Below are 26,519 nucleotides of genomic sequence, written 5' to 3'. Positions count from 1 at the left end.
AGGCGGTGGTACGGCTGGGTCAGCCGCCGTAGCGGCGGTGACGTGCCGCATAGTCGCGCAGCGCGCGCAGGAAGTCGACCTTGCGGAAGGCCGGCCAGAAGACCTCGCAGAAGTAGTACTCGGAGTGTGCGGTCTGCCAGAGCATGAATCCGGACAACCTCTGTTCACCGCTGGTACGGATCACCAGGTCCGGGTCGGGCTGGTCACCGGTGTAGAGGTGACGGCCGATCATGTCGATGTCGACGGACTCAGCGAGGTCCTCCATCGACACGCCCTTGTCATGGGCATCGAACAGCATGGAGCGCACGGCATCGGCGATCTCCTGCCGACCGCCGTAGCCGATGGCCACGTTGACGACTATCCCGTCGATGTGTGCGGTGGCCTCCTCGGCCTCCTTCAGCGCCGTCTGCATCTGGGAGGGCAGCAGATCGGTCGTGCCCACGTGGTGCACCCGCCAACGACCGTCGACGGCGAGGGTGTGGACGACGTCCTCGATGATGCCGAGCAGCGGACCGAGTTCCTCCTGAGGGCGGTCGAAGTTGTCCGTGGACAGCAGCCACAGGGTGACGACCTCGACGTCGGTCTCGGTGCACCAGCCGAGGAATTCCCCGATCTTGTCGGCACCGGCTCGATGCCCGTGGACGGCGGTGGATCCGGAGGCCTTCGCCCAGCGGCGGTTGCCGTCCATGATGACGCCGATGTGCTTGGGCACCTGAGCGTGGTCCAGGTGGCCTTCCACCCGGCGCGCGTAGAGCCTGACGAGCAGGCCGCGCAGCTTGTCACGCAGGTTCACGGGCCCTCCGGAGGTTGTGGCGCGGGTACGGTCACCGCGGTCAGAGCCTACCCCCAGACGGGGTCCCGGCAGTGGCTCGGGGCCCGGATTGCGGCAGTTGGGGCGCCAGCGCCGCCGCGAGGTTCCCGACGTCCGGGGGGTAAGAAAACGGGCCGGTCCGTGGGGGGGAGACGGACCGGCCCGAGGGGGGGTTTCCACCATAACCCTTCGTAAGGGATGGTGGGTGCATCGGCGCGACACAACTACTCTCCGAAATCACCCGGCGACGCCTCGAGGGGCACGGAAGACCGGATTCCGGGTCACTTCATGGCTGATTCACAGCGGAATCTCAGGTAGATACGGTCGGGCGCGATCAAATGCGACCCAACACGAAGACATTCACAAAGATTCGAAGGCGCCCGGAAGCGGGGCGGAGGATTTGCGCCATCTTGGGGACGTATCGGCGAGTCGCCCGAGGGTCCCGCTCAGGGGTGACCCCGCCAGCGAACGGGGACTTGACGATTCCGCTACGGCGGCAAAGGTGCACCACCGGGCTCCACGGCACCGCACAGCCCCCTCCACTGCGCGGTGCCGCCCGCGCTGCTTTGCTGGCGCGAATTACCTTGGTCTGAACCTACGTGACGGATGAGGCGGATGTGAACCTCATCCGATAACGATGTGAGAACCATGGGCGGAGCCCTGATGAACACGTGGCCCTTTTCCCCCGTTGCGCCCTGTTCACCACCCGTCCTGTTCGCCAGCCGTCCTGATCACCACCCGACCGGGTGGCACTCGCCGGGTGCGCCGTCCCGCGCTGCGTTCATCCGGCCGTCTTTCGGGCGTCGAAGAGGTGCCGGGTGCTGTGCGCAACGAACGGACCCTCCCGCACAATCCGCTCATGCAACGCACGCAGTTGGGGCTCGTACGCCTCCACCGTGAAACCGGGGACCATCCAGACCACCTTGCGTAGGAAGTGGACGACCGCGGCGATGTCGTGGAACTCCATCCGCAGCCGCTCCGCCCGCAGGACGGCCACCTCCAGGCCTGCCGCCTCGGCATCGGCCCGTTCGCGCCCGGGGTCGCGGGCATCGCGCACTTCCTCCGTCTGCGGCCCGAGGAAGTACTCGACCAACTCGAACACACTGGCGGGCCCCACGTGCTGGGCGAAGTACCTGCCACCCGGCCGTAGCACCCGGGCGATCTCATCCCAGTACGGCAGCACCGGGTGCCGGCTGAGCACCAGGTCGAACGCCTGGTCGGCAAACGGCAGCGGCTCGTCGTCAGGGGCGGCGACGACCACCACGCCGCGGGGCCGCAGCAAGGCGGTGGCCCTGGCCACGTTCGGCGACCATCCCTCCGTGGCGGCGACCAGCGCCGGCCGGGCTGGCTCGGCCACGCTCAGCATGAAGTCCAGCACCTCACCACCGCCGGTCTGGATATCGAGTGCGGCCTGGGCACCGGCCAGCCGTTCCCCCGCCGACCGCGCGTACCCCCAAGAGGGCCGCGCCTCGGTGGCCCGCCCCTCGAACCACGAGAAGTCCCACCCCTCGGTGGAGACGGCGACGGCCTCGGCTACGAGATCTTCAAATGAACGGTTTCCTGCCATAGCGGCCATGGTCGCAGGGCATTCCGGCGGATCCAGCTCCTTTTCCGGCGCCACGACCGGCCACACCGGGAGCAGGGCACGAGGACGGGAGGACACGAGAACGAGAGGGTGCGAGAACGGGAGGGAGGAGGGGAACGCACCGCGCACGCTCCTCGCCCCGCGGGGCCTCACACCGATGGTGACGTGTACGTCGCGGTCTTGTGGAGTCGAATCCTCGGAGTCGAGTCATACCGGCCTTCCTGGTGGGGAGTACGGAAGGGGACAACGCATACACGACCGGGGCGTGTTGAGGTGGCAACACGCGGGGAGGACGGGTAGACGGGCATGGGACGGCGACGGCGCTGGCGCGACGGGCGGGGCCAACTGATCGTGCGGAAGCGTTCGGGGGAACGGGTGATCACCGTCCCCCTGGAGATCTCGGTTTCCTACCGGGCCCGTACGAAGGGTCTGCTGGGCCGGGAGACGATCGACGGGGCGATGCTGCTCTCACCAGCGAGCGGGGTGCACACGTTTGGAATGAGCATGCCCATCGATGTCGCCTATCTGGACCGCCGGCTGACCGTCGTCGCCGTCCACACGATGCGGCCGGGACGCCTGGGCCGGCCCCGGCTGCGGGCACGCCACGTACTGGAAGCTGAGGCAGGCGCCATGGCCCGGTGGGCACTGAGGACGGGAATGCGGGTAGAGGTGGGGCAAGGAGTACGGGAAACGGACGAGGTGCGGGATGACGCCACGGGACGAAGCGCGGGGAGAGCCACGGCGGCGGAAACGAGGGGATGCAGGGAGGGAGACCGGGACGGGAACGGCCAGCCGTCGTGACCGGGTCAGTACCGTTCGTTCGGACTCTGGAGGGAATCGAGCCAGCGCAGCAGGCGCCCTCCTTCACGGCTCATGACGTCCGGATCGCGCAGGGCGTTCGCCAGGAGTGACATGCCCTGGTAGGTGGAGACGAGAGTGAGGGCCAAGTCGTCCGGGTCAGACTGGCCCAGCTCACGGAACTGATGTCCGACCCAGTCCAGCAGTCGCCGGACCACCGCGCCGACTTCCGCGTCTAGGGCGCCGTCCGCGCGCTTGTCGAGTTCAACGGCCAGCGTGCCCGTGGGACATCCGTGACGGGCGGTCACGTCACGCTGGCCGATCCACTCTTCGATCAGCCCCTTGAGGCGGTCTCGCGGATCGGACAGCAGTTCCAACCGGCCGGTGAGCTCGTCCAGATGCGCGCTGTGCTCGGACAGTGCGGCCCGGACCAGTTCGTCCTTGGTCTTGAAGTAGTAGTAGACGTTCCCGACCGGGACGTCGGCCGCACGCGCAATGTCAGCGAGGGTGGTGCGTTCGACCCCCTGCTGGTGCAGAACCCGGGCCGCCGCCGCCGTGAGACGCCGGCGTTTCTGTGAAGCCTGCGCCCGCCGATCCACTGAGTTGGTCACCTCACTGACTATAGACAGCTCCGGTTGGGCGCACATGCCCCTCCTCAGTCAGGCAACTGACTCATGCGCCGAGCCGCCGCCTCACTCCTGCGTACGGGGGAAGGAGACCTCGACCCGTCGATTCTTCTTCCGCCCCGCCTCATTCGAGTTGTCGGCGATCGGGTACTGCTCGCCGTAGCCGCGCACGTCGAAGGTGATGTCCGGGTCGTTCAGGTCCTGGTCCAGAACGGCCTGGACGGCGTTGGCACGCTGTTTGGACAGGACGTCGCCATGGGCGGAGGAGCCGAGGTTGTCGGTGAAGCCGAAGACACGGACCTGGGTCGCGTTCTGCTTCTTGATCTCCGCGGCAATGGCCCCGATGCGGGTTTTCGCCGCCGCGCCGAGTTTGGCACTGTCCTTGCCGAACAGCACCTCGGCCTGCAGCGCGAAGGTCACGTCGGCGTTGGTGTCTTCGCGGCGCTCGTCCCCGCTCTGGTCCTCCACGACCGACTTGATGTCCAGCACCTTGGGGGCGGCCAGGGTCGCCCCCTCGGGAAGCTTCAGATCTGGGTCGGTGGGGTCGATCTTCACCGGCGCCGTGGCGGAGGGCTCCGTTCCGGGGGGCTGGCTGGGACCCGTGTCATCGGCGCTCGCCGGGATCGCTCCGCACAGATCGACCGCGAGGAGGAGGGCAACTGCCGAGAAGGTGAGGGCAAAACGGGGTGTGGTGGTCACGTCGGCCTCACCCGGAGATCTGGATGGTGGCGCTGGAGAACGTGGGCAGTTGGAAGGAGACCGCGCTGGTACTAGCCGGAGGGGCCGGGAACTGCATGAAGACGGGGACCGTGTCGCCAGACTTGACCGTCTGAACGCCTGTCGTGGTCAGAGGGCGGCCATCAGTGTCCCTCAACACGTAGTAGCGCTTCCTCCCCTTCACGTCCACAAGTGTGGCCCCGCCGAAGGACTGCCCGTTCCTCATGATCTCGGTCTCGTTGCCAGTCAGCTGTGACGAGAGGACCGCGTCCTTACCGCCGTCGTTCTTGAGTAGCGCATTGACGGTTACAAACCCTCCGGAATCACGCCGAGCCGACGTAATCTTCAGCGTCAGTCCATCTGGGCCCCGGAGTTCAGCCAGCGGCTCCGCGGACTCACCCTCCTGAGGGCTCACGGCCGAACCACCATGCCTATGCCCGGGGACGGATGCTGAGGTGCCCGACTTCTTACCGCCGCTGCCCCCACCACCACAACCGGCCACACCGACGGTCAAACCGACAGCAACGGCCGTTGCGGCAATTCCTCTGCGAGCCCCCGCAGTGAACCACATGCTCATCGCTCTGCTTTCCTTCTTCATCGTCATCCGCTCGTCATCCGGCCAGGTGGACATCGAAGAGGTCGTCAGGTCCCGGCAAGTTTCCGGAGTCCTCGGGGTTCGGTGCCCAAACCCTGCCGTTGCATGTGAGCTCAGGCAGCGGCGCGTCCTCATTGCGGTTGCCAGGGACATCGAATGTGCAGAGCGGTTCGATCACAGCAGTGGCGGACTTGGTCGATCTGATGTCCTTCGTTCCGGGGACAACGGAGTCTCCAACGGGCTTGTTCGTCTGGACCTCGACCCTGACTCTCAACGGCTCTGAGTCATCGCACATCTGCACGTGTCCGTCATTCTGGGCGGCGAGTTGGTCAGCCCTCCAGCATGACGAACTGTGGTCGACTTTGCCGTCGAAGACGTCCTCCCAGCCAGCCGGATCTTTGAGGCTCTGGAGCCACAATCCCGCCAGATGGTCGCGGCGGCTCTGAGCCGCCGCCAGCGCTGCCGCATCGGCTGCTGTCTGCGCGCCGCTTCGGTTCACCGCAGCCTGACCGACTGCAAGGTAGACGAGCGCAAGAAAGAGCAGACCCGCCACCACCGTGATGTAGATGGGGAAGGCCTGCCCAGAATCACCGTGCACACGCCGAACGCTCAGGTGATCTCCGTGATCTTGGCCTTGATCTTGTCGAGGATCGCCTTGCCGACATCCGTGCCTGTGATCGCCAAAACAATCGCCACCACCACAGCGATGATTCCGAGGTACTCGACCGCGGTCTGTCCTCGGTCGCCGGCGCGGCGCCGCATAGCCGCGACCGTCGTGCCCTTCCAACTGCTCATGTGCACCTTGGCCGCCACGGCCGTTTTCAGCAGCAGATCGCTCATCGTGCTCCCCTCCGGCTTCGCTTCGGATTCGGCAAACGTAAGACTCCACACACCGATCCCCGGAGGGTCCCAGGGCCCAATCCCGGGCCCATTGCGCGCCGTCGGCGTTCCCCCGCACCGGCACCTCAGACCACCCCCAGCCACTTTGCCGTCGCCTGGGACCTGGTCGTGCTGTGGAGCTTGGCGAAAATGCGGTTGATGTGGTTCTTGACCGTCTTCTCGCTGATGAAGCAGACGGCGGCGATCTGTTGGTTGCTCATGCCGGACGCGATGAGGTCCATGATCTCCGCCTCCCTGGTACTCAGCCGGAACCGCGAACGGCATGACTGTCCCACAGATGATTGCAGTTGCGAAAGTGCTTGAGGGTTTTTATCCCTTACGAATAGGGGATGTTGACCTTCTGCATGTGCAGGCGCACTCCTACGAAGCTCGGTGAGTAACGCGCTCGCCGCCCCCGGTGTCACATGCGGCCGTCCCTCCCTCACGTCCCGCACCGCCCGCCCCAGCTGCTCCGTCGTGAACTCGCCGTGCACCAGGTATCCCCCCGCCCCCAGCCGGAGCGCCTCCCGCACGGTCTCCGTCTCGTGGCTATAGGTGAGCATCATGACCGGAGCCAGCCGGACCAGATGCGGCAACGCCGACATTCCATCGACTCCGGGCATCCGGACATCGAGGAGGATGACGTCAGGGCGGTGCTCAAGAGCTGCCTGGTACGCCTCACGGCCATCCGCTGCCTCTGCCACCACGGTGGTGTCCTCGCGGCCCGAGAGCAGGGCGACCAGGCCCGCACGGACCACCGGGTTGTCGTCGGCGACCAGCAGCCGCAGCGGCGCGCAGCCAGGCGAGGCCGGCCCCGGGAAGTCCGGCTGGGGATGGCTGTCCTGCATCGGTGCCTCCTCTCAGTCTTCCCGGAGGGACGGATCGACTCGGTTCAGGACGGATACGGGCAGCTCCACTCGTACCTCCGTGCCTGGCTGGTGACGGACTTGCCCGATACGGATGCGGGCACCTGCCTGGGCAGCTCGTTCGACCATGCCGAGCAGGCCGAAGTGGCCCGAGGCGCAGAGTCGTTCGAGGGTCATTCCGGACGGGATGCCGGTGCCGTCGTCGCGAATGGCAAGACGGAGCAGGTCACCATCGACGGCGGCCCGGACCTCGACATGGGTCGCAAAGGCGTGGCGATGGGTGTTCTCCAGCGCTTCCGCGACGATGGAGAAGAGGTGGTGGGTGAGGGGCGCCGGCAGCACGGGAAGCTCCGGCACACACGACCAGTGACAGGTGACCAGCAGTCCGGTTCGTGCGGTGACGTCACGGGCCAGGAGCTCCAGTTCGCGCCAGACCGTGATCCGCTCGGACGACTCCACGGTGCCTGGCTGCTCCTCCTCGGGCGTTTCCGGCCGCTCCCGCCGCAGGTCCGTCAGCAATTCCCGTGACTCCGCGGCCGCTCTGCGCGCCGACCGGGACACAAGTTCCGCCTGTTCCTTGAGACGGGCCGGGTCGGGGGTGGCCATCGACACGGTCGACGCCAGGCCGTCCGCCGCCAGGGCCACCCCGTAGAGCGTCTTGGCCACGGAGTCGTGCATCTCACGGGCCAGCCGGGCACGTTCGGCACTGACTGCCTCCGCAGCCGCGAGGCGCGCCTGGGTCGTCGTCAGTGCCTGGGTCGCCGCGCCGAAGCGGAGCATCAGGTCGCGCAGGGTGGAGCCCATGGCTCCGGCGACGACACACAGGCCGGGCAGAAACAGTGCCTCGGCGACGGGCGCGTGCCGATCGGTGTTCAGGGTGGCGTGAACAAGAAGCAGGATCAGGGACTGGAGGGAGGCGAAGCAGGCCGCGCCGCGCCAGCTGTAGACCAGACCGGCCAACAACGGAGTGCAGACGCTCACGTAGGCGAGGGTGGTGTCCGGGCCTGCTGAGACGAGGAGGAGGGATCCGAAGAGGGTGTCGGCGGCGAGGAGGGTGGGGTGTCGCAGAAGGAGGGGCCCGAAACGTTCCCAGTCGCGGAACAGGACGTAGGACACCATGAACGTGATGACCACGGCCGCTCCGACCAGGCGGGCGCCGAGTCCGGGGGCGGCGTTGAGCAGGGCCGCCGGGGCCGCCAGGACGATCATGGCCAGTCGGAAACCAAAGACCTGCCGGCACAACGCCTGCAATGCACGGACCTGGATCTTCTCCGACGGCTCGGCCGCGCCCCCCGCCGCGGTCGCCACACCAGGCGCCGCCGCTGTCGCGGGTGTACTGGCCCCTGCCTCCATACCAGTCCTTGTACCGGCCCCTGTACCGCCTCCCCCGCTACCGGCCGACGCCTTCCAGCGGCGCGGCGAGCGCGTGGTGCCTCCCCTGCGCCACCCTCCACGCACGGCGGCCCACCTCGGCCACCCCGCGCGAGCTGCGACCCCGCGCGGCCACCCGCCGAAGGCCCCCTCCGGGGACCTCCGCATCCGTTCCGCGCAGGACACGCCCCCGGCGGACCCGGCGCGCCCGCATTCCATCGGTCGTGTCACCATCACCCCGCCCTCACTTCCCCGTGAGGGAGCCGAAGTCCACCCCGGAGCCCAGGAGCAGGCCCGCGCCGAGCAGGAGCATCGTCGCCGGAACCATGAACGTGGTGATCATCAGCGTGGCCTTGGGTACCGCGCGGGCGGCCTTGCGGCGGGCGTTCTGGGCGTCGGTGCGACGCATGTCCTTGGCCAGGGAGACGAGGGTGTCCACGATGGGCGCGCCCAGTTCCTCGCCCTGCTGCAGTGCCGTCACGAACATCGCGACCTGCTCGGAGTCGTTGCGGCGACGCAGTTCCGCGAACGCCTGGCGCCGGCTCATGCCCAGGTCCATCTGGCGCAGGGTGATGTGGAGTTCGTCGGCCCACGGACCCTCGTAGCGGGAGGCGACCCGGTCCAGGGCCTGGCGGAACCCCAGGCCCGCGCTGACCACCACCGCCAGCACATCCAGGAAGTCCGGCAGCGTGCGCTCGATGACGTCCCTGCGGACCCGCATCGCGGACCAGATGCCGACCTCGGTCCAGAACGCGCCGAACAGCAGGAGCAGCAGGGCGACGAACCACTGGCCGCGGAGCAGGAAGACGAGGAAGCCCACGCCGCCGAGCACGCCGTAGACCGCACGGCGGGCCGCGTACCGGTCGATGGTCAGGCCGCCGGGGTTGCCCGCGAGGTCGATCTTGCGGCGGTACTTGGCGACCAGGCGGGGCCCCATGAGGCGGAGGACGGCCGGGGCGTAGCGCATGCCCATGCGGTCGATGACGGAACCCACCGCGCCGGTGCGGGTGGCACCGACCTCCAGGGCCACGGCAAGGTCGCTGGGGAGCTTCGCGTCCGCGCGGTACATGCGGATGCCGGCGAAGGCGCCCAGGACGCCGACGCCCATCAGCAGCGCGAGGAGGAATCCCATGGCGTCGTCCTCACACGTCGATCCGGCTCAGGCGCCGGATGAACACGAATCCGACGGCGTACAGGGAGAAGGCGATGACCACGCAGGCCTGGCCGACCGGCGAGCCGGTCATGCGTTCCAGGGCGCCGTCCTTGACACCGTTCATCAGGAACAGCGCGCCGATGCCGAGGACGGGTACGGCGTACGACGTCATGGTCACCTGGGAGAGCTGGGTGCGGACCTCACGCCGGGTCTCCTTGCGTTCCTCCAGCGTCTCGGTCAGGTTCCGCAGCGCGGAGACCACCTGGCCGCCGGCCCGGTTGGACAGCACCAGGGTCGTGACGAGCACCACCAGTTCGCGAGAGGGGAGCCGGGCGGCGAGCTCGCCGAGCGCGTCCTCCAGGGTGTGGCCGATGGCCAGTTGGTCGGACACCTTGGCGAGTTCCTCGCCCGCCGGGGCCTCCAGTTCCTCCGCCGCCATGCCGATCGCGGTGCGCAGGGCCAGGCCGGCCTGGGTTGCGTTGGCCAGGATGCGGGCTAGTTCGGGAAGCTGGCCGATGAAGCGCTCGATGCGTTTCTGGCGTTGCCAGTTGAGGAATTGCACGGTCGCCCAGACACCGAGGAGCCCTGCGAGCGGTCCGAAGAAGGGGGCCAGCGTGGCCTGGCCGATCAGCCAGAGCGCGGCGACCGTGGCGAGCATGTAGACGAAGAACTCGCCTGGTGTGACGTCCAGGCCGGTCGTGGCGAGGCGCAGTTCCAGCCAGCGGCCGAAGCGGGTGCGGCGCAGCCGCCGGTCGAGGTCGCCGAAGCGGCGTCTGCGGCCGGTCGCCGGAGGCGGACCGGTGTGCGTGAGTCGGTCGACGAGCGCGGCGCGCTGGGCCCGGCCCGAGGCGTAGGTGTGCACGCCGACCACTGCCAGCACGCAGGTCAGCAGCGCCACGCCGGTGGTCAGCTGGACGAGGGTGTGGAGTTCCATGGGGTTGCCTACCTACCTGGCTTCTCGGGTGGCGAGCTGCTGCGCGGAATGGGCGACGCCGAAGGCCTGCGGGACGGGCTGGCTCGCCATGTAGAGGCGGTCGGCGGTACGGCGTGGGAGGGGGAAGTACTGGAAGGAGCCGGGGACGCGGCCGTCGGGAGTCATGGGCCGGGCGTCGAACCGGGCCACGGTCGCCAGCCGGTACGGTTCCCCGCCGTGGCTGTCGAGCAGCGCGATCTCGGTGATGCGTCGGGCGCCGTCGGCGAACCGGGTGAGCTGGACGATGACGTCGACCGCGCTGTTGATCTGGTCGTGCAACGCCGCGAAGGGCACCTCGACGTCGGACATCGAGGCGAGGGTCTGCAGACGGGTCAGGGCGTCCTCGGCGCTGTTGGCGTGCACGGTGGCGAGGGAGCCGTCGTGGCCCGTGGACATGGCCTGCAGCATGTCGAGGGATTCGCCGCCGCGGACCTCACCGACCACGATCCGGTCGGGGCGCATGCGCAACGAGTTGCGGACGAGGTCGCGGATGGTGACCTGTCCGTTGCCCTCGACGTTCGGCGGACGTGACTCCAGGCGGACCACGTGTGTCTGCTGGAGCTGGAGTTCGGCGGAGTCCTCGATGGTGATAATGCGTTCGTGTGGCGGGATGAGTCCGGACAGGGCGTTGAGCAAGGTGGTCTTCCCCGTGCCCGTCGCACCCGAGACGATGATGTTGAACTTGGCCTGCACCAGCCCGGCCAGCAGGTACACCATGTGCTCGTCGAGCGAGCCGAAGCCGATCAGTTCCTGGAGGGTGTAGGAGCGCGGGAAACGGCGGATGGTGAGGATCGGGCCGGTCAGTGAGAGCGGCGGGATGATGACATTGACACGTTCGCCGGAGGGAAGGCGGGCGTCCACCATCGGGTTGGACTCGTCGACCCGGCGGTTGACCGTCGAGACGATCCGTTCGATGGTCTGCATCAGCTGGTCGGCGGAGACGAAGCGGAGTGGCAACTGCTCGACGCGGCCGCCGCGCTCCACGAAGATCGTGTCGGGGCCGTTCACCATGATCTCGGTGACGGAGGCGTCCTCAAGCAGCGGTTCCAGGATGCCGAGGCCGAGCGCCTCGTCCACGACCCGGCGGATCAGCTGGGAGCGCTCCACCGTCGACAGCACGGGGCCCTCGCGGCTGATGATGTGCCCGAGCACCCGCTCGAGCCGGGCCCGGCGCTCGGCGGCGGCCAGCGAGCCCATCTCCGCAAGGTCGATCTCCTCCAGCAGCTTGGCGCGGTAGGAGGCGACCAGATGCCCGTCCTCGCCCCGGCTGCGGTGCTCCTCCGGGGTGTTGATACGTGCCCGCAGGCTCATGGTCCGCTGCTCCTCTGTCCTGGTCCGTGGTCCAGCGGCATGGTCGCGGTCTTGGTGGCGTCGCCGAGGTCCCAGACGATCTCGGGGATGTGCACGGTCGCGGTGACGGTGACGGAGCCGCCTCCGCCGCCGGACGAGCAGGTCACCTTGATCCCGCCGCTCACCGCGTCCGTGCAGGCCTGTGCTGTGGACCGTCCTAGGGACGCGGCTCGGGCGCCCGCCCGGGCCGCCGTTCCGGCCTGCTCGGCCGCGTAGGCGACCGCGCCGAGCTGGATGCCGGCCAGTCCGACGATCAGCAGGATCGGCACGAACCCGAGGTACTCGATGGCCACTTGACCCGTGTCCCGCCGCCTGCACCCCCGCGCACGCCCGCTACCGCGCCCGTAGCCACGCCCGCTACTGTGCCCGTCCGCCCCCTGGGCACCTGTGCGAGCATTTCCACGCCCGTACGGCATCTCAGCGCTTCACCTCTTCCACAGCCCCGGCGTGGCCGTGCACGGTGACGGGGAAGTCGATGGAGCCGGGGAAGAGCACGGGGACCTTGATGGCCACGTCCGCCGTCACATAACCGGTCCCTCCGCAGGACTCCACGGTCGCGCCCCCTCGCCACGCCCCCGACAGGTGCTTCAGTGCCGCCTGTTCGCACACGCCGAACCGCTCCCCCCGAGGTACCGCCGTTCCCGCCCGCACACCTTCGTCCGCAGCATTCCCCGCGAGCGTGTAGGCGTACCCCACCAACACGGCCTGCCACATCAGCACCAGCGTCAGGATGATCAGCGGTGCCATGCCCAGGAGTTCCACGCTCACCTGTCCCCGGTCGCCGTGCTCTCCCAGGTCCCCGCACCCTCCCAGGGGCGGTTGGTCCCGCCGTCGCTCGCCCGGCCGTCTCATGGCGGCGCTCACTCCTTCCGCCGCCGGAAGCCCACCGACCCGCGGTCGCCCCGCAGCCGTCCGCCCCCGCGGTGGGAAGTCCCCTCGGCCGTCTTCGCCGACTTCGCCAGCCCCAGCTCGCCCGCCAGTCCCCACAAGGCCTGCTTCACCGCGCTCCTGCTGTCGAGTTCGTGGACCCGGCCCGCGTCCACCACCCCCTGCAGTTCCTTGAAGTTGGCGGGGACGGTGGTGCGCGCGAGGGCCGTGCCGGTGATGCGCTGCACCAGCGCGGGCTGGATCTCCGTACTCCGCGTATGCCGGTTGACGACCACTGTCGTCTCCTCGGCCTTGCGGATCTGCAACCGGTCCCACATCCGTACCGTCCGCTTGGCGGCGCGGACGGCGATCACGTCCGGCGTGGTGACCAGCAGGGCGGTGTCGGCCGTCTCGACGGCCGCCGCGCCGGCCCCGCCGAGTTGGGCACCGCAATCGATGACGACGATCTCGTAGCGGGAGCGCAGCGCGCTGACGATCTGGCGGGCGGCCCGGTCGGTGACGTCCTCGCCGCGTTCGCCCTCGGCGGGCGCGAGGAGCAGGGCGAGGCCGGTGTCGTGGCGGAACACGACGTCGGCGAGGACGCGCGGGGAGATGTCCGTGATGGCGGCGAGGTCGGCCACTGAGCGGCGGAACTGGATGTCGAGGTAGGAGGCGATGTCGCCGGTCTGGAGGTCGAGGTCGACGAGGGCGGTGGCGCGACCGGAGGCCTGGGCGGCGAGGGCCAGCTGGATGGCGGTCAGGGTGGCGCCGGTACCGCCCTTGGCGCCGCTGACCGTGACGACGGTGCCACCGGCCCCGCCGAACTCGTCCACGCCATGGCCGAGGTGCCGCCGTACGCCCGTCGACCACTGGGCGACGGCCTGCACGCGGCTGGCGAGGTCCTCGTACGACAGCGGCAGCGCGACCAGGCCGCGGGCGCCGGAGTCCATGGCGGCGGCGAACAGGCCGGGGCTCGCGTCGGTGGTGACGAGGATGACTCCTGCGGCCGGGAAGCGCAGGGCGACCTCGCGGATCAGCTCCAGGGCGGGGACCGGGCCGATGTGTTCATGGACGACGATGACTTCCGGAAGCTCGTCCACCGACTCCGTGGCGAGCCGGGCGAGGGTGTCGACCAGCTGGGTGGAGTCGGTCACCGGCGGCTGTGGTTCGGCGTCGGGGAGCTGGCTGAGCAGGGTGGTGAGGGAGCGGACGGCATCCGGGTCCGCACCGGCCGGGAGGATCCTGGTGGGCATGCGGGCCGCCTCTCACTTGTCCGTCGCGAGTTCGTAGGTGCGGTCCTTGTCCGGGACGCTGGTCTCGCTGCCGGGTGCCACCAGGGCGAGCCGGACGCGCTGGGCGAAGGACTCGGCGTAGGTGATGCGCTGGGCGTCGAGGGTGGACAGCGCGAAGGTGATGGGGACGGCCTCGGCGGGCTGCTGGCTCTTGCTGCGGTCGGGGTCCAGTGCGGTGATGTGGCCGACGTCGAGGACCCGGGCGTTGGTGACGATGATCTTCGACTGGTCCGGGTCGCCGTCCTTCTTTCCCTCGAAGGTGGCGTACACGTTGACCCGTGAGCCCGGCGTGATCTTGCCCGCCACGCCCGTGGCGGCGTCGATCATGATGGCGACCTCCTGCTGTCCGGACTGGAGGGCGGGCTGGTCGACGATCATGTCGGTCTGCAGCAGGGAGCCGGCCCGCAGGGTGGTCACGGCGATCTTTCCCCGGATCTGGCGGAGGTCGGTGACGGCGTTCCCGGACAGCCAGCGCTTGGGCATCCTGACCTTCTCGAACTGCTCCGCGTCCAGCGCGGCGTAGGGCTTCACGTCGGACTTGACCCGGTAGGCGGTGACCTCGGGGCCGACCTTGGAGTTCACGTCGTGGACGACGGAGAGCACGCCGGCGAACGCTCCGAGGGCGCACAGGACCGACAGAATCAGGAGTATCACGCCGCGGCGCTGACGGGAGTTCATGAACCGTGCAACCTCATTGGGGGAATCGGTCGAGCGGGATGTGAGCTGTTGTCGGGGCCGGTCAGGACGGCGTTCGCCGTTCCAGGGCGCGGGGAGTGGCTGGTTCGGGCAGGGGCGGGCAGGCCGAGCAGAAGACGCAGCGGTCACCGATGACGTCGATGCCGCACCAGTGGCAGCTGGTCTGCCGTACGGACGTGACCAGCTGGTAGAGGACCGGCAGGTCGGCGAGGTAGCTGCAGAACTCGACCATCCGGCCGGTCCCCCACCACATCGGGGACTCGGCGGGGAGCGGGGTCTCACGCAGTCCGTGCACGTTCCACCGGGTGCCCAGTCCGGCGACCCAATCGGTCTGCAACTGCCCCTTGGCGACCAGCATCCAGGTGTGGAACTCCGGTCCGTTGAGCGCGGCGTCGGGCCCGATCCGCACGAGCTGCGGCTCCGGGTGGGCCAGGACCGCGAACTGACTGCCGGGAACCCATGACTTGGCGTGCGCCTTCAGGCCCACCGGGACCCGGTCCAGCCTCGCCACGGAACCGAGGACGGCGCCCGCGTGAAGGTAGTGGGTGAGCAGGCGCCCGGCGGAGGCGAGCACACCCGGGCTCAGATCGCAGGAGGCGAGCTGCCGCAGTTGCCGAGCCAGGACCGCGATGGCCAGGGGCGGCAGAGCGGGTCGAAAGAAGGCGATGCGGTCGCTCTCCAGCAGCGAGCGCAGAGTGTACAACCGCCGCAGGACCGATTCCGGGGTGGCCGGCGAGCAGACGACGACCACGTGCCCGTACTGCTCGGTGAGGGTGTGCAGTTCGGTGAGGGCGTGGTCCAGCGGAAGCCGGTCGAGGCCGCCGAGCACGACGGCCGGCACGGTGCGTTCGTCCTGTGCTGGCAGCGCCAGGTCGGCGCTGGTCACGGCAATGGCAGTTGGCACGCGCAGCTCCCCGCTCTCAACACCCCGCCGGCCCACCGGTGTCACTCCAATGCGCCAGGACGACTTCACTGCGTGACTACCTGAGCACTGTATCCACGGGCGTGTGGCCGGAGAACAGCGTTTGTGAAGCTCGTTGGGAAGTCTCTCGGCGCAACTCCCGCCAAATCCGGACAGTTTGAGCATCGACCGGAGGGAGCTTTGGTCTGGACCTCTTGACACCAGGATTGGTCTGGACCAACTTGTTGGGTCAACGGCGTCCGCCGTTCCCCACGCATTCCCCTGTGTTTTCCCGCCCCTCATCCCAGCCGACTCCCCGGAGGTCCCCGTGGACCGCGCACCAGGCACACCCAGACTCCGCAGACGGCGGCTTGCGACATGGTCCGCCGCCACCGCCCTCGCCCTCTCGGTCGCGGGCCTCGCGGCCACCCCGGCCTCCGCCGCGGACGTCAACAACGTCAACAACGCGGGCTTCGAATCCGGTCTGACCGGCTGGACCTGTACGGCTGGCAGCGGCACCACGGTCTCCTCCCCGGTGCACGGGGGCTCCTCCGCCCTGAAGGCCACCCCGGCCGGCCAGGACGACGCCCAGTGCACCCAGACGGTAACGGTCCAACCCAGCTCGACGTACACGCTGAGCGCCTGGGTCCAGGGCGGCTACTCCTACCTGGGCGTGACGGGCACGGGTACGAAGGACGTCTCGACCTGGACTCCCAACACCACGACCTGGAAGCAGTTGTCGACCACCTTCACCACCGGCGCGTCCACGACGTCGGTCACCCTCTACACCCACGGCTGGTACGGCCAGACCGCCTACTACGCCGACGACATCTCGGTCTACGGCCCCGATGGCGGTGGCGGTGGCGACCCGTCCCCGACGGTCCCGTCCGCCCCGACCGGCCTGGCGGTCTCGGGTACGACCTCTTCCTCGGTCTCGCTGTCCTGGTCGGCGGTGTCGGGCGCGACGGGCTACAACATCTACCGCGACGGCACAAAGGTGACGGCGGTGACCGGCACCTCGACGACGGTGACCGGCCTGGCGGCCTCGACGTCGTACACCTTCCAGGTCTCGGCGACGAACGCGGCCGGCGAGTCGGCGAAGTCGGCCACGGTGTCGGCCACCACCGCCTCTGACGGCACCGGCGGCGGGGGTGGGGGCGGCGGGGGCGGCTCCCTGCCCAAGCACGCGGTGACCGGCTACTGGCAGAACTTCGACAACGGCGCCACGGCGCAGAAGCTGTCCGACGTCCCCTCCGCCTACGACATCATCGCGGTGGCCTTCGCCGACGCGACCTCGACGCCCGGCGCGGTCTCCTTCAACCTCGACTCGGCCGACCTCGGCGGTTACACCGTCGACCAGTTCAAGGCGGACATCAAGGCCAAGCAGACGGCCGGCAAGAAGGTCGTCATCTCGATCGGCGGACAGAACGGCACGGTGTCGATCAACGACTCGACGTCGGCGGCGAACTTCGCGAACTCGGTGTACTCCCTGATGCAGACGTACGGCTTCGACGGCGTCGACATCGACCTGGAGAACGGCCTCAACGCGACGTACATGACGCAGGCGCTGCGCTCACTGTCGGCCAAGGCGGGCTCGTCCCTGATCATCACGATGGCCCCGCAGACGATCGACATGCAGTCGACGTCGAACTCCTACTTCCAGACCGCCCTGAACATCAAGGACATCCTCACGGTCGTCAACACGCAGTACTACAACAGTGGTTCCATGCTGGGCTGCGACGGCAAGGTCTACAGCCAGGGGTCCGAGGACTTCCTGACCGCCCTCGCCTGCATCCAGTTGGAGGGTGGCCTCTCCCCGTCCCAGGTGGGCCTCGGCCTGCCGGCCTCCACGAAGGCGGCGGGCAGCGGCTACGTGTCGCCGACCGTGGTGGACAACGCCCTGGACTGCCTCACGGCAGGCACCAACTGCGGCACCTTCAAGCCGTCCAAGACCTACCCCGACCTGCGCGGTGCGATGACCTGGTCGACGAACTGGGACGCGGCCTCCGGCAACGCGTGGTCCGACCCGGTGGGGGCGCACGTGCACGCGCTGCCGTAGCGCGAGCGTTCCCCAGCACCTCCTGACGGACGACGCCCGGGCTTTGGGGAGCCCGGGCGTCGTCGTGCGCGCGGCCCGTTCGCGTACCGGGGCCGCGCGGCCGCGTTCGACCGCTTGGCAGCTGACCGACAGGATCACCCCCGGCCGGGGAAGCGGGTGGCCGGGCCGGCCAGGCACCCACTCCCCAGCGCTCGTCCGTCCGGCGTGATCAACGGGCTACGCCGCCGAGAGCTCGCACCACACGTATTTCCCCCGGTTGCCGAACCGGGCCGACGGCTGCCATCCCCAGAAGTCGGCGCAGGCCCGCACCAGCCCCAGGCCCCTGCCCTCCTCCAGCTCCCCCACCCGCTCCAGTGGCTGCGGCGGTTCCGGCGGGGCGGGATCGGTGTCCCACGCCCCGATCCACACCGCCCCCTCCGCCGTGCGGCGCACCCTCAGCGCGGCCGGTCCCTTCGTGTGCCGCACGGCATTGGAGACCAGCTCCGCCGTATCCACCAGGCGGATCAGTCCGTGCAGGGTGAGGACCAGGCGCAGGGTGCGACGGCAGATCGTCACCACCCTCGGGTCGTTGAGGATGTAGAGCGTGTAGTCCCAGGTTTCGGGCATGCGTCATCAACTCCGGTTGACGAATGGGGATTCCGCACGCGGTGGCATTGCCGCAGCCGTCATGGCAGGGCGGAGCGGTGCACTTCCGATGCGTACACGATGCGTCACCGAAGGTAGGACTTAAATTTAGGTCCCTGCAAGTCGTTGCCGTAATCTTGCACCCGAACGAGGTGCGGTTCCCGCGAGGTTGGGGTCGAGGAGGAAACCGATGGGGCGTCGCCAGCAGCCCACAGCACGTCAGGCGCGTCTGGGGCTGGAGCTGCGAAAGCTGCGGGAGGCTGCCGGACTCAAGGCAACCGAGGCAGCAAGCCTGCTTGGTGTGAACTCCGTTCAGATGAGCCAGATCGAGTCAGGGATCTCCGGCGTCAGCGAGCAGCGGGTGCGTCGGCTTGCCGCGAACTACGCCTGCTCTGACGAGAGACTGATCGACGCCCTGGTGCTGATGGCAACCGACCGCGCGCGGGGCTGGTGGGAGGAGTACCGCGGCACTCTTCCCGCCGCCTACCTGGATCTCGCCGAGCTTGACCATCACGCCACATACCGCCATGACGTGGCGATCATCCACGTTCCGGGGCTCCTGCAGACGGAGAAGTACGCCCGCGCGCTCTTCGGTTACATGAACCCCGAGTTCCCGAGCGACGAGGTGCACCTACGGGTGGAACACCGGATGAAGCGGAGGGTCGTCATCGAGGGGGCAGACCCCATCCCGTACGACACCGTGATCCATGAAGCGGCACTACGCATCAACGTGGCCGGACGCGCCGCTTCCAGAGTCCAGCTGGACCGCATCCTGGAGATGTCCGAGGCCGCCCACATCACCGTCCGGGTGATCCCTTTCGCGTTGGACGACTTCGCAGGAGCCGGAAGCACCATGGTGCACGTCGGCGGTCCCGTTCCCCGTCTCGACACCATCGTGCGTGACGCCCCGCACGGCACTGCCTTCGTCGACTCCGCAGCACAACTGGAGCACTTTCGAAAGCTCTTCCGTAAGGTGAAGGAAGAGGCACTGACCCCGAAGCAGTCGCGTGACCTCGTCCATCGGCTGGCGAAGGAGCTGTGAGGACCGGCATGATCACCCCTACCTCGTGGAAGAAGTCGTCCTTCTCCGGCGGAGGTGAGGGCAACGACTGCGTCGAAGTCGCCGACCTCGACACCCGCATAGCCGTCCGGGACTCCAAGGCCCCGGACAGGGCGACCCTCACCTTCCCGGCCGCCGCGTTCGCCCCCTTCATCGAAGCCCTGAAGAGGCCCTGAGAAGGCCCTGGACAAGGGTCGCTCCACGGGCGGGCGGCCGGTGCGGCGGGGGACGGCGTTCCGCCCGCCCGCTCACAGCGGCGGGCGGGCGGAACTCACCCGTTGGGGCGCGGTGTCGCAGCCGGGGCCGGCCGAAGGCTTCGTGCCCGTCAGCCGGCGTCTTCCTCGGCGTCCTCGAAGTACGCGTCGAGCACCGCGTCCAACTGCTCGTCCCACTCCTTGAAGCGGGCCCTGGCCGCCGCCTCGATCTCGATCGGGTACCAGCGGCGGTCGGGGGTGTGCACGGTGATCGTGAAGCGCTTGCCGAAGCGGGGGGACCCCGTTTCGACGGCGGCGATCTCGTCCCAGCGGAACTCGCAGGCCTCCGCGTCCAGGCTGAGGCGGACGCCCTTGCGATCGGCGACTATCTTCGCCCGGCGGTCGGCGGCCTCGAAGACCGGACCTTCCCCGGCTGCCGCATCCTCCTCCGCCGAGTCCTTCGCCGAGTTCTCCGCAGGAACTTCTGCCGAGCCCTCCACCGGGTCCTCCGCAGAGTCCTCCGCCGGGCCCTCCGCCGGGCCCTCCACTTCCGCCGGGCCGCCCTCGGCACGTACCGAGTCCTCCGGTTCCGCGGCGGTTCCGGCTTCCGGATCCGTCTCGGTGCCCTTGGGCTCTGTCGCCACCGGTGCCGTTATCCCGGGGATGAAGGCCGGGTCGAAACCGGCACCCGTCACGGGCTCGGCCGGCGACGGCTCGGCCTGCGACGGCTTCGGCTTGCTGCTCGATCCTATGCGCTGCTCCACGGCGGAAGTATGGACGACTTCCCTGTGCCGGAACCAGTCAGCCCGCCCATCTCGTAGTTCGCACGGGCCACAGGGCTCAACCGAGGACCGCGAGCGCGTCGATCTCGATGAGGAGGCCGGCCGGCAGGCCGACGTAGACCGTGGTGCGGGCGGCGGGCGGCCGGGTGAGGCCCTGCTCCTCGAAGTAGGCGTCGTAGACGTCGTTCATCTCGGCGAAGTGGTCCACATCGGTCAGGTAGACACGGATCATCATGGCGTCGTCCCAGCTCGCGCCGCCCTCTTCCAGAACCGCCTTGACGTTGGCGAGGGTCTGCAGGGTCTGCTCGCGCAGGGTGGGGCCGGCCGGCGTCAAAGGTCTGCCGCCCTCGGCGGGCAGGAAGCCGACCTGGCCGGCGACTTGGAGGATGTTGCCCTTCCGTACGCCGTGGGAGAACTTGGCGGGCGGGATGGTGTGGGTGTTCGGGGTGATCGCGGTCTTGTCCGTCATCCAGGGTCCCTCACTGGTGTTCTGCCGGAGTACTCGCCGCTGATCGCGTCCGCCGTGCGGCGCACCAGCGGAAGCAGTGCGAGGAGTTCCTCGGCGGTGACGACCACGTTCGGCGCGGACACCGACATCGCGGCGACCACCCGGCCGTCAGCGCCGCGGACGGGGGCCGCCACGCAGTTGATGGACTCCTCGTGGCCACCGAGGTCGGTGGCCCAGCCCTGTTCGCGGGCCTGCTCCAACTCCCGCAGGAAGGCGGTGGCGTCGGCGGTGGAGCGGGGCGTGTAGGCGGGGTAGTCGAGCTTTTCCGCGAGGGTGCGGCGCTCGGGTTCGGGCAGGTCGGCGAGGAGGAGTTTCGCCACGGCGGCGACCGTGATGGCCACCGGTCTACCGATCCGCGAGTACATGCGGACCGGGTAGCGGCTGTCCACCTTGTCGATGTAGAGCACCTCGTTCTCCTCGTAGACGGCGAGGTGCACGGTGTGCCCGCACTGTTCGTTCAGCCGCACCAGGTGGGGGTGGGCGATCTCGCGGATGTCGAGGTTCTCCACCGCCTCCTGGGCGAGGGCGAAGAGGCGGGCGCCCAGCCGGTAACGCTGGTCGGACTGGCGGTAGACCAGACCGTGCTCGTGCAGGGTGCGCAGCAGCCGCAGCGCGGTGGATTTGTGGACGCCGAGGCGGTCGGCGACCTGCCCGAGGTCGGCGGGCCCCTCGGCGAGCATCGGCAGGATGCTCAGGGCGCGGTCGACGGTCTGACTCACGGGGTGTTCGCCTCCTCCTCGGCCGTTCCGGCCTGCGTCCAGCCGGGGCCGAGTCGAAGTCTCCCCCATGCGGTGTCGTCGAGGGCGGCGAGGCGGTCGGCGTGGCCGCGGCAGGGGGGTCCGGTCAGGTCGCCGGGCACCGTGAGCACGGCGGCGGCCATGAGGTGGCCGTGCCGGAGCCGGTCCCGCAGGGGCAGTCCGCGCAGGGTGCCGGAGAGGAACCCGGCGGCGAAGGCGTCCCCGGCGCCGGCATGGGAGACGATGTCGACCTCGGGGGCCCGGACGGAGACCGCGGTGCCCTCGGCGTCCTCCGTCCCGCCGGTGTTCCCGTGGAAGGCGGTTGCTCCGCCCCCGCCCTGCTTGACGACGACCATCTCCGGCTCGGGCAGCGCCCGCAGGATCTCCCGACCGCCGTGCAGACCCCATGCCTGGCGGGCCTCATCGTCCCCGACGAAGACGATGTCGGCCCTCCGCGCCAGCTCCAGCAGCGCCCGGGGGCCGTCCGCGTCCCGCCACAGCTCCGGTCGGTGGTTGACGTCGAAGGAGATCAGCGGGCGACCCGGCCGGGGGGCCGTCAGCTCGCACAGCAGTTCGCGGCACCCGTCGGACAGCGCAGCCGTGATCCCGGACAGGTGCAGGACACGGCCCGCCCGTACCGCCGGCAGGTCCACGTTCTGCAGGCTCATCGCCGAAGCCGCCGAGCCCGCCCGGTAGTACGCCACCTCGTACGCGCCCGTGGCCCGGTCGGCGGCGGTGCGGAAGTACACGCCCGTGGGCCGGCGCGGGTCCCGGACAACGGCGGAGACGTCGACGCCGTGGCCGGCGATGCACGCCACCAGGTGGTCGCCGAAGCCGTCCGTACCGATCCTGCTCACCCACCGCGCCGCGTGCCCGAAGGCGGCCAGCGCACACGCCACGTTGGACTCGGCACCCCCGATCGCACGGTCGAAGGACGGCACCTCCGCGAGACGGCCCGGCCGGCTGGGCAGGAAGGTGACCATGGACTCGCCGAGCGCCACCACGTCGACCTCGTCCCCGGTATTCCGAGGGACGGGCGCAATGGCCGGGTCGTCAGTAGCGTCGTCGATGATGGCTCCTGTTGGTGTCCGGGCAGCGGCTCGCTCCGTTGACCCGGTGTCAGCGAGATGCTAGACACCCATAAGCGTTATACGCAATGAGCGTTGCACATAGTGCAACAACAAGAGAGGGGCTCCATGAGCGCCGAACCGCTCGCCCGCCAGGCCACCGGTCGACTCGCCCGCCTCGCCGAGGAACGCCTCGACCATCGCTTCAAGGGCCTCCCGCCGGACGCCGACGGCCGCACGGTCGGTGAACTGGCCGCTCAGCGCCGCAACCTCTTCGCCGAAGCCGACGGCTTCACCACGCCGATCCTCGCGCTGTCCGCCGAACGTCTGGAACGCAACCTGGCGATGATGGAGACGTACACCGTCCGGCACGGTCTCGCCTTCGCCCCGCACGGCAAGACCTCCATGGCCCCACAGCTCTTCCACCGCCAGATCGAGCACGGCGCCTGGGGCATCACGCTGGCCGTGCCCCACCAAGTGCGGGTGGCGCGGGCGTTCGGCGTCCAGCGGATCTTCCTCGCCAACGAGCTGGTGGACGCCTCCGCACTGCGCTGGATCGCCAGCGAATTGGCAGCCGACCCGGACTTCCGTTTCATCTGCTACGTCGACTCCGTGCGCGGCGTCGGGCTGATGGACGCGGCGCTGCGGGGCGCCGCCCGCCCGGTGGACGTGGTCGTGGAGCTGGCGGCGGGCGAGGGCGCCCGGACCGGTGCGCGCACGGAAGCGGAGTGCACGACCGTCGCCGAGGCCGTGACCGCCGTACCGACGCTGCGCCTGGTGGGGGTGGCGGGCTACGAGGGCGAGGTGCCGCAGCCCGATCCGGAGCGCGTGCGGTCGTATCTGCGGCGGCTGGTGGCGCTGGCTGCGGAACTCGACAAGGGCGGGTGGTTCGGCCGGTCGGAAGAGATCGTGGTGAGCGCAGGCGGCAGCGCCTGGTTCGACGCGGTGGCCGACGTCTTCGCCGCGGTGCCCGACCTCTCCCGGCCGGTGCTGAAGTTGCTGCGCTCGGGCGCGTACGTCTCGCACGACGACGGGCACTACCGCAGGCTCACCCCGTTCACCCGCGTTCCCGAGGAGGGCGCCCTGGAGCCCGCCTTCCGGCTATGGGCGCAGGTCGTTTCCCGCCCGAGTACCGAGCAGGCCTTCGCCAACGCCGGCAAGCGCGACGCGGCCCACGACCTGGACCTGCCCAGCGCCCAGGTGGTACGCCGGGACGGTGTCGAGCGCCCGGCCGCCGGCGTCACCGTGACCGGCCTGTCCGACCAGCACACCTGGCTGCATACCGACCCGGAGGCGAATCTGGAGGTCGGCGACTGGATCGGGTTCGGCCTGTCCCACCCGTGCACCTCCTTCGACAAGTGGCAACTGATTCCGGTGGCCGAAGCGGACGGCACGGTCGTCGACTACATCCGTACGTTCTTCTAGGGGGCCGGCATGCAGGGCCTGGTCATCCGGGACGCCGACGTCGTCGACGGCAGCGGCGCGGATTCCTTCCGCGCCGACGTCGTGATCGACGGCGGCCGGATCACCTCGATCGTCAAGGAGGCCGCTGCGGCCGGCTGTCAGCGTCCGCGGGGGATGCGGGAGCTGGATGCCGAGGGACTGGTCCTCGCCCCCGGCTTCATCGACATGCACGCCCACTCCGACCTCGCCCTGCTGCGCGATCCCGACCACAGCGCGAAGGCCGCGCAGGGAGTCACCCTCGAAGTCATCGGCCAGGACGGCCTCTCGTACGCCCCGGTGGACGACCGCACGCTGGCGGAGGTGCGCCGGGCAATCACCGGCTGGAACGGGTACGGCGAGGACATCGACTTCGACTGGCGGACGGTCGGCGCGTACCTGGACCGGCTCGACCGCGGAATCGCGGTGAACGCCGCGTACCTCGTCCCGCAGGGCACGGTCCGGGCGCTCGCCGTCGGGTGGCAGGACCGCGCGGCCACCCCGGAGGAACTGGACCGGATGCGGCAGCTGGTCGCGGAAGGCCTGGAACAGGGCGCCGTCGGCCTCTCCTCCGGACTCACCTACCCGCCCGGCATGTACGCCGGGCGGGCCGAACTGACCGAGCTGTGCCGGGTGGTGGCCAAGTACGGCGGCTACTACTGCCCGCACCACCGCTCCTACGGAGCGGGCGCCCTGGGGGCGTACGCCGAGATGGTCGCCCTGGCCCGGGAGGCGGACTGTCCGCTGCACCTGACCCACGCCACGATGAACTTCGGCGTGAACGAGGGCCGGGCGCCCGAGTTGCTCGCCCTCCTCGACCGGGCGCTGGACGCGGGCGCGGACATCACCCTGGACACCTACCCGTACACCCCCGGCTGCACCACCCTGGCCGCACTGCTGCCGAGTTGGGTGAGCGAGGGCGGCCCGCAGGAGATCCTGGCCCGGCTCGTCGCCCCGGCGACGGCCGAGCGCATCCGGCACGAGCTGGAGGTGACCGGCTCGGACGGCTGCCACGGCGTGCCGGTGAAGTGGGAGACCATCGAGATCTCCGGGGTGGCCGATCCGACCCTCGGCGACCTCGTGGGTCGTACGGTCCGCGAGGCATCGGAACTGCGTGGCGAGAGCCCCTGGACCACGGCCCGCCGCCTCCTGGTGCGGGACCGGCTCGGCACCACGGTCCTCCAGCACGTCGGCCACGAGGAGAACGTCCGCGCGATCATGCGGCACCGGACGCACACCGCCGGCTCCGACGGCATCCTCCAGGGCGCCAGACCGCACCCGCGCGCATACGGCACCTTCCCGCGGTACCTCGGCCACTACGTCCGGGAGCTGGGGGTGTTGACGCTGGAGGAGTGTGTCGCCCACCTGACGTCCCGTCCCGCGGCCCGACTGCGCCTGCCGGACCGCGGGCTGGTCCGCGAGGGACACCGGGCCGACCTGGTCCTGTTCGATCCGGCGACGGTCGGGGCCGGGGCCGACTTCGCCGAGCCCCGGACGCCGCCGACCGGGATACCGCACGTCCTGATCGACGGCCGGTTCGTGGTCGAGGACGGGAAGCGGACGGACGTCCTGGCGGGCCGGGCGGTCCGTCGTACCCCCGTGGTGACCGCCCGGCCCCGAGGTCAGGGCTTGGGCAGCGTGCAGCCGGACGCGTTCAGGTCGAGCTCGTTGCCGGTCGTGAAGCAGGCCGGTATCTGGTAGGTCTCCTCGGCGTAGTTGATGCCCTGACGGACGGTGACGTCGCCCTTCTCATCGACCTCGCACGGATTGTCGACCGTGCAGGTCTCACCGTCCTCGTTGCCGGTGTTGTTGACGGCCACGACCTTGCCGGTCGCGGTGTCGATGACCGGGGAGCCGGAGGTACCGCCGATGGTGTCGCAGGCGGAGGTGTAGCGGACCGAGTCCTTCCAGGTCCAGTCGCCCTCCTTCAGCCGGTACACGAACCCGTCGATGTCACAGCTGTACGTCCGCCGCCAGTACCCGGAGACGACCTTGATCGCGGCGCCGGCGACCGGGTGGGTGTCGGCCACGGTGAGCGCGTTGATCCCGTACCGGCTCTTGATCCGGTCGTACGTGGTGTTCAGTCGGTAGATGGTGACGTCCGTGTCGGTCATGGTCGAGTAGACGACCTCGTTGGCGCGGAGCGTGCCGATCCGGTTGCTGGAGGAGTCGAGCAGGCCGAAGCGGCGCCAGGAGTACTGGCCGGTGATGACCTCGCCGGGCTCGGGGAAGCCGGTCTCCAGGCAGTGACCGTTGGTCAGCACCAGTGCCGGGTCATTGTCCATGGAGCCGGGAAAACGGATGAGGGAGCCGGAGCAGTTGCTGAGCGAGACGGTGCCGGAGTAGTCGACGGTCACCGCGGCGGTCTTGGCGGGCTGTGGGGCCGCGACGGCCGGGGTCGCGCCCAGCCCGGCCATCGCCAGGGAGGAGAGCGCGGCAAGGAGAGGCTTGTTCATGTGGGGGTCCCCTCTTACGACTTGGGTGACCGGAGGTCGTCCAATCACCTTGAGTTGTCATGCGCATTGTCAGCGCATCGGGGGGTGGGAACAAGAAGCCGGATCAGGCCGT

Annotated in this window: 28 protein-coding genes and 1 pseudogene; 6 read left to right on the top strand and 23 right to left on the bottom strand. The window is 69.4% G+C overall.

The window, feature by feature from the left end; all coding sequences use genetic code 11:
- Positions 1-19 precede the first annotated feature (19 nt).
- Both LK06_RS21335 and LK06_RS21330 read right to left on the bottom strand, forming a co-directional pair.
- Positions 20-793 carry an isoprenyl transferase gene (locus tag LK06_RS21335; protein WP_039653051.1) on the bottom strand — a complete coding sequence of 258 codons (774 nt, stop codon included), beginning with the start codon at positions 791-793 and terminating at the stop codon, positions 20-22.
- 799 nt (positions 794-1,592) lie between these two features.
- The gene (locus LK06_RS21330; protein WP_039653049.1) at positions 1,593-2,378 is read right to left on the bottom strand and encodes a class I SAM-dependent methyltransferase; all 786 of its coding nucleotides are present in this window, start codon (positions 2,376-2,378) and stop codon (positions 1,593-1,595) included.
- Positions 2,379-2,702: 324 nt separating this feature from the next.
- Here LK06_RS21330 and LK06_RS21325 point away from each other — a divergent pair.
- Positions 2,703-3,068 (top strand): annotated as a pseudogene (locus LK06_RS21325) (DUF192 domain-containing protein); the annotation flags it as partial.
- 134 nt (positions 3,069-3,202) lie between these two features.
- Here the strand turns inward: LK06_RS21325 and LK06_RS21320 are convergent.
- The 15 genes from LK06_RS21320 to LK06_RS21250 form a co-directional block, all read right to left on the bottom strand.
- Positions 3,203-3,805, bottom strand: coding sequence for a TetR/AcrR family transcriptional regulator (locus tag LK06_RS21320; protein ID WP_234367467.1), 603 nt, complete (start codon positions 3,803-3,805; stop codon positions 3,203-3,205).
- Between the two features lie 81 nt (positions 3,806-3,886).
- Positions 3,887-4,519 carry an OmpA family protein gene (locus LK06_RS21315; protein WP_039653047.1) on the bottom strand — a complete coding sequence of 211 codons (633 nt, stop codon included), beginning with the start codon at positions 4,517-4,519 and terminating at the stop codon, positions 3,887-3,889.
- Positions 4,520-4,526: 7 nt separating this feature from the next.
- Positions 4,527-5,114: a hypothetical protein gene (locus LK06_RS21310; protein ID WP_039653230.1), complete on the bottom strand. Its 588-nt coding sequence runs from the start codon at positions 5,112-5,114 to the stop codon at positions 4,527-4,529.
- Positions 5,115-5,148: 34 nt separating this feature from the next.
- Positions 5,149-5,730, bottom strand: a complete 582-nt coding sequence (locus LK06_RS21305; RefSeq protein WP_234367466.1) for a pilus assembly protein TadG-related protein — start codon at positions 5,728-5,730, stop codon at positions 5,149-5,151.
- 11 nt (positions 5,731-5,741) lie between these two features.
- A complete protein-coding gene (locus tag LK06_RS21300; RefSeq protein WP_174673908.1) occupies positions 5,742-5,972 on the bottom strand; it encodes a hypothetical protein in 231 nt (76 codons plus the stop codon).
- Between the two features lie 125 nt (positions 5,973-6,097).
- A complete protein-coding gene (locus LK06_RS21295; RefSeq protein ID WP_043406078.1) occupies positions 6,098-6,859 on the bottom strand; it encodes a response regulator in 762 nt (253 codons plus the stop codon).
- A 12-nt stretch (positions 6,860-6,871) separates the two neighbouring features.
- Complete coding sequence (locus LK06_RS21290) at positions 6,872-8,230, bottom strand: sensor histidine kinase (protein WP_078886287.1); 1,359 nt, start codon at positions 8,228-8,230, stop codon at positions 6,872-6,874.
- A 262-nt stretch (positions 8,231-8,492) separates the two neighbouring features.
- Complete coding sequence (locus tag LK06_RS21285; RefSeq protein WP_039653044.1) at positions 8,493-9,380, bottom strand: DUF5936 domain-containing protein; 888 nt, start codon at positions 9,378-9,380, stop codon at positions 8,493-8,495.
- A gap of 10 nt (positions 9,381-9,390) precedes the next feature.
- Positions 9,391-10,335 (bottom strand): type II secretion system F family protein, encoded by a 945-nt coding sequence (locus LK06_RS21280; protein WP_043406081.1) that lies wholly within the window; start codon positions 10,333-10,335, stop codon positions 9,391-9,393.
- A 12-nt stretch (positions 10,336-10,347) separates the two neighbouring features.
- Positions 10,348-11,685 (bottom strand): TadA family conjugal transfer-associated ATPase, encoded by a 1,338-nt coding sequence (locus LK06_RS21275; RefSeq protein WP_039653042.1) that lies wholly within the window; start codon positions 11,683-11,685, stop codon positions 10,348-10,350.
- Positions 11,682-12,017, bottom strand: a complete 336-nt coding sequence (locus tag LK06_RS21270) for a TadE/TadG family type IV pilus assembly protein (protein ID WP_043433741.1) — start codon at positions 12,015-12,017, stop codon at positions 11,682-11,684. The genes LK06_RS21275 and LK06_RS21270 overlap by 4 nt, the downstream gene beginning before the upstream one ends.
- Positions 12,018-12,141: 124 nt before the next feature.
- Complete coding sequence (locus LK06_RS21265; RefSeq protein ID WP_052269951.1) at positions 12,142-12,471, bottom strand: septum formation initiator; 330 nt, start codon at positions 12,469-12,471, stop codon at positions 12,142-12,144.
- Positions 12,472-12,584: 113 nt separating this feature from the next.
- Complete coding sequence (locus LK06_RS21260; RefSeq protein WP_039653038.1) at positions 12,585-13,844, bottom strand: CpaE/TadZ family protein; 1,260 nt, start codon at positions 13,842-13,844, stop codon at positions 12,585-12,587.
- A gap of 12 nt (positions 13,845-13,856) precedes the next feature.
- A complete protein-coding gene (gene cpaB, locus LK06_RS21255) occupies positions 13,857-14,561 on the bottom strand; it encodes a Flp pilus assembly protein CpaB (RefSeq protein ID WP_039653037.1) in 705 nt (234 codons plus the stop codon).
- A gap of 61 nt (positions 14,562-14,622) precedes the next feature.
- Positions 14,623-15,483: a hypothetical protein gene (locus LK06_RS21250; RefSeq protein WP_374208080.1), complete on the bottom strand. Its 861-nt coding sequence runs from the start codon at positions 15,481-15,483 to the stop codon at positions 14,623-14,625.
- A 325-nt stretch (positions 15,484-15,808) separates the two neighbouring features.
- Here LK06_RS21250 and LK06_RS21245 point away from each other — a divergent pair, with 325 nt between their 5' ends.
- Positions 15,809-17,539, top strand: coding sequence for a chitinase (locus LK06_RS21245; protein WP_043406087.1), 1,731 nt, complete (start codon positions 15,809-15,811; stop codon positions 17,537-17,539).
- A 216-nt stretch (positions 17,540-17,755) separates the two neighbouring features.
- On the opposite strand, the gene LK06_RS21240 is transcribed toward LK06_RS21245, so the two are convergent.
- Positions 17,756-18,145 carry an ATP-binding protein gene (locus LK06_RS21240; protein ID WP_043433739.1) on the bottom strand — a complete coding sequence of 130 codons (390 nt, stop codon included), beginning with the start codon at positions 18,143-18,145 and terminating at the stop codon, positions 17,756-17,758.
- Between the two features lie 208 nt (positions 18,146-18,353).
- On the opposite strand from LK06_RS21240, the gene LK06_RS21235 reads away from it, so the two are divergent.
- Both LK06_RS21235 and LK06_RS21230 read left to right on the top strand, forming a co-directional pair.
- Positions 18,354-19,205, top strand: coding sequence for a helix-turn-helix domain-containing protein (locus LK06_RS21235; RefSeq protein WP_043433737.1), 852 nt, complete (start codon positions 18,354-18,356; stop codon positions 19,203-19,205).
- An 8-nt stretch (positions 19,206-19,213) separates the two neighbouring features.
- On the top strand, positions 19,214-19,399 hold the full coding sequence (locus tag LK06_RS21230) for a DUF397 domain-containing protein (RefSeq protein WP_039653222.1): 186 nt from the start codon (positions 19,214-19,216) through the stop codon (positions 19,397-19,399).
- Between the two features lie 149 nt (positions 19,400-19,548).
- On the opposite strand, the gene LK06_RS21225 is transcribed toward LK06_RS21230, so the two are convergent.
- The 4 genes from LK06_RS21225 to LK06_RS21210 all read right to left on the bottom strand — a co-directional run bounded on the left by LK06_RS21225 (position 19,549) and on the right by LK06_RS21210 (position 22,514).
- On the bottom strand, positions 19,549-20,181 hold the full coding sequence (locus LK06_RS21225) for a hypothetical protein (RefSeq protein WP_234367465.1): 633 nt from the start codon (positions 20,179-20,181) through the stop codon (positions 19,549-19,551).
- A 76-nt stretch (positions 20,182-20,257) separates the two neighbouring features.
- Positions 20,258-20,668, bottom strand: a complete 411-nt coding sequence (locus LK06_RS21220; RefSeq protein ID WP_039653031.1) for a RidA family protein — start codon at positions 20,666-20,668, stop codon at positions 20,258-20,260.
- On the bottom strand, positions 20,665-21,426 hold the full coding sequence (locus LK06_RS21215; protein ID WP_039653030.1) for an IclR family transcriptional regulator: 762 nt from the start codon (positions 21,424-21,426) through the stop codon (positions 20,665-20,667). Before LK06_RS21215 ends, LK06_RS21220 begins: the two co-directional genes overlap by 4 nt.
- The gene (locus LK06_RS21210) at positions 21,423-22,514 is read right to left on the bottom strand and encodes a sugar kinase (RefSeq protein ID WP_374208163.1); all 1,092 of its coding nucleotides are present in this window, start codon (positions 22,512-22,514) and stop codon (positions 21,423-21,425) included. Before LK06_RS21210 ends, LK06_RS21215 begins: the two co-directional genes overlap by 4 nt.
- 126 nt (positions 22,515-22,640) lie before the next feature.
- Between LK06_RS21210 and LK06_RS21205 the strand changes: the two genes are divergently transcribed.
- Together LK06_RS21205 and LK06_RS21200 are read left to right on the top strand one after the other, a co-directional pair.
- A complete protein-coding gene (locus tag LK06_RS21205; protein ID WP_043433736.1) occupies positions 22,641-23,936 on the top strand; it encodes an amino acid deaminase in 1,296 nt (431 codons plus the stop codon).
- Positions 23,937-23,945: 9 nt separating this feature from the next.
- Complete coding sequence (locus tag LK06_RS21200) at positions 23,946-25,652, top strand: N-acyl-D-amino-acid deacylase family protein (protein ID WP_078858891.1); 1,707 nt, start codon at positions 23,946-23,948, stop codon at positions 25,650-25,652.
- Here the strand turns inward: LK06_RS21200 and LK06_RS21195 are convergent.
- The gene (locus LK06_RS21195) at positions 25,574-26,407 is read right to left on the bottom strand and encodes a trypsin-like serine peptidase (protein ID WP_043406097.1); all 834 of its coding nucleotides are present in this window, start codon (positions 26,405-26,407) and stop codon (positions 25,574-25,576) included. The two genes, LK06_RS21200 and LK06_RS21195, sit on opposite strands and share 79 nt — an antisense overlap.
- Positions 26,408-26,519: the final 112 nt, after the last annotated feature.

The sequence above is a fragment of the Streptomyces pluripotens genome (assembly GCF_000802245.2).
In the GTDB taxonomy this organism is placed as follows: domain Bacteria; phylum Actinomycetota; class Actinomycetes; order Streptomycetales; family Streptomycetaceae; genus Streptomyces; species Streptomyces pluripotens.
This window is presented reverse-complemented; position numbering and strand designations above follow the sequence as displayed.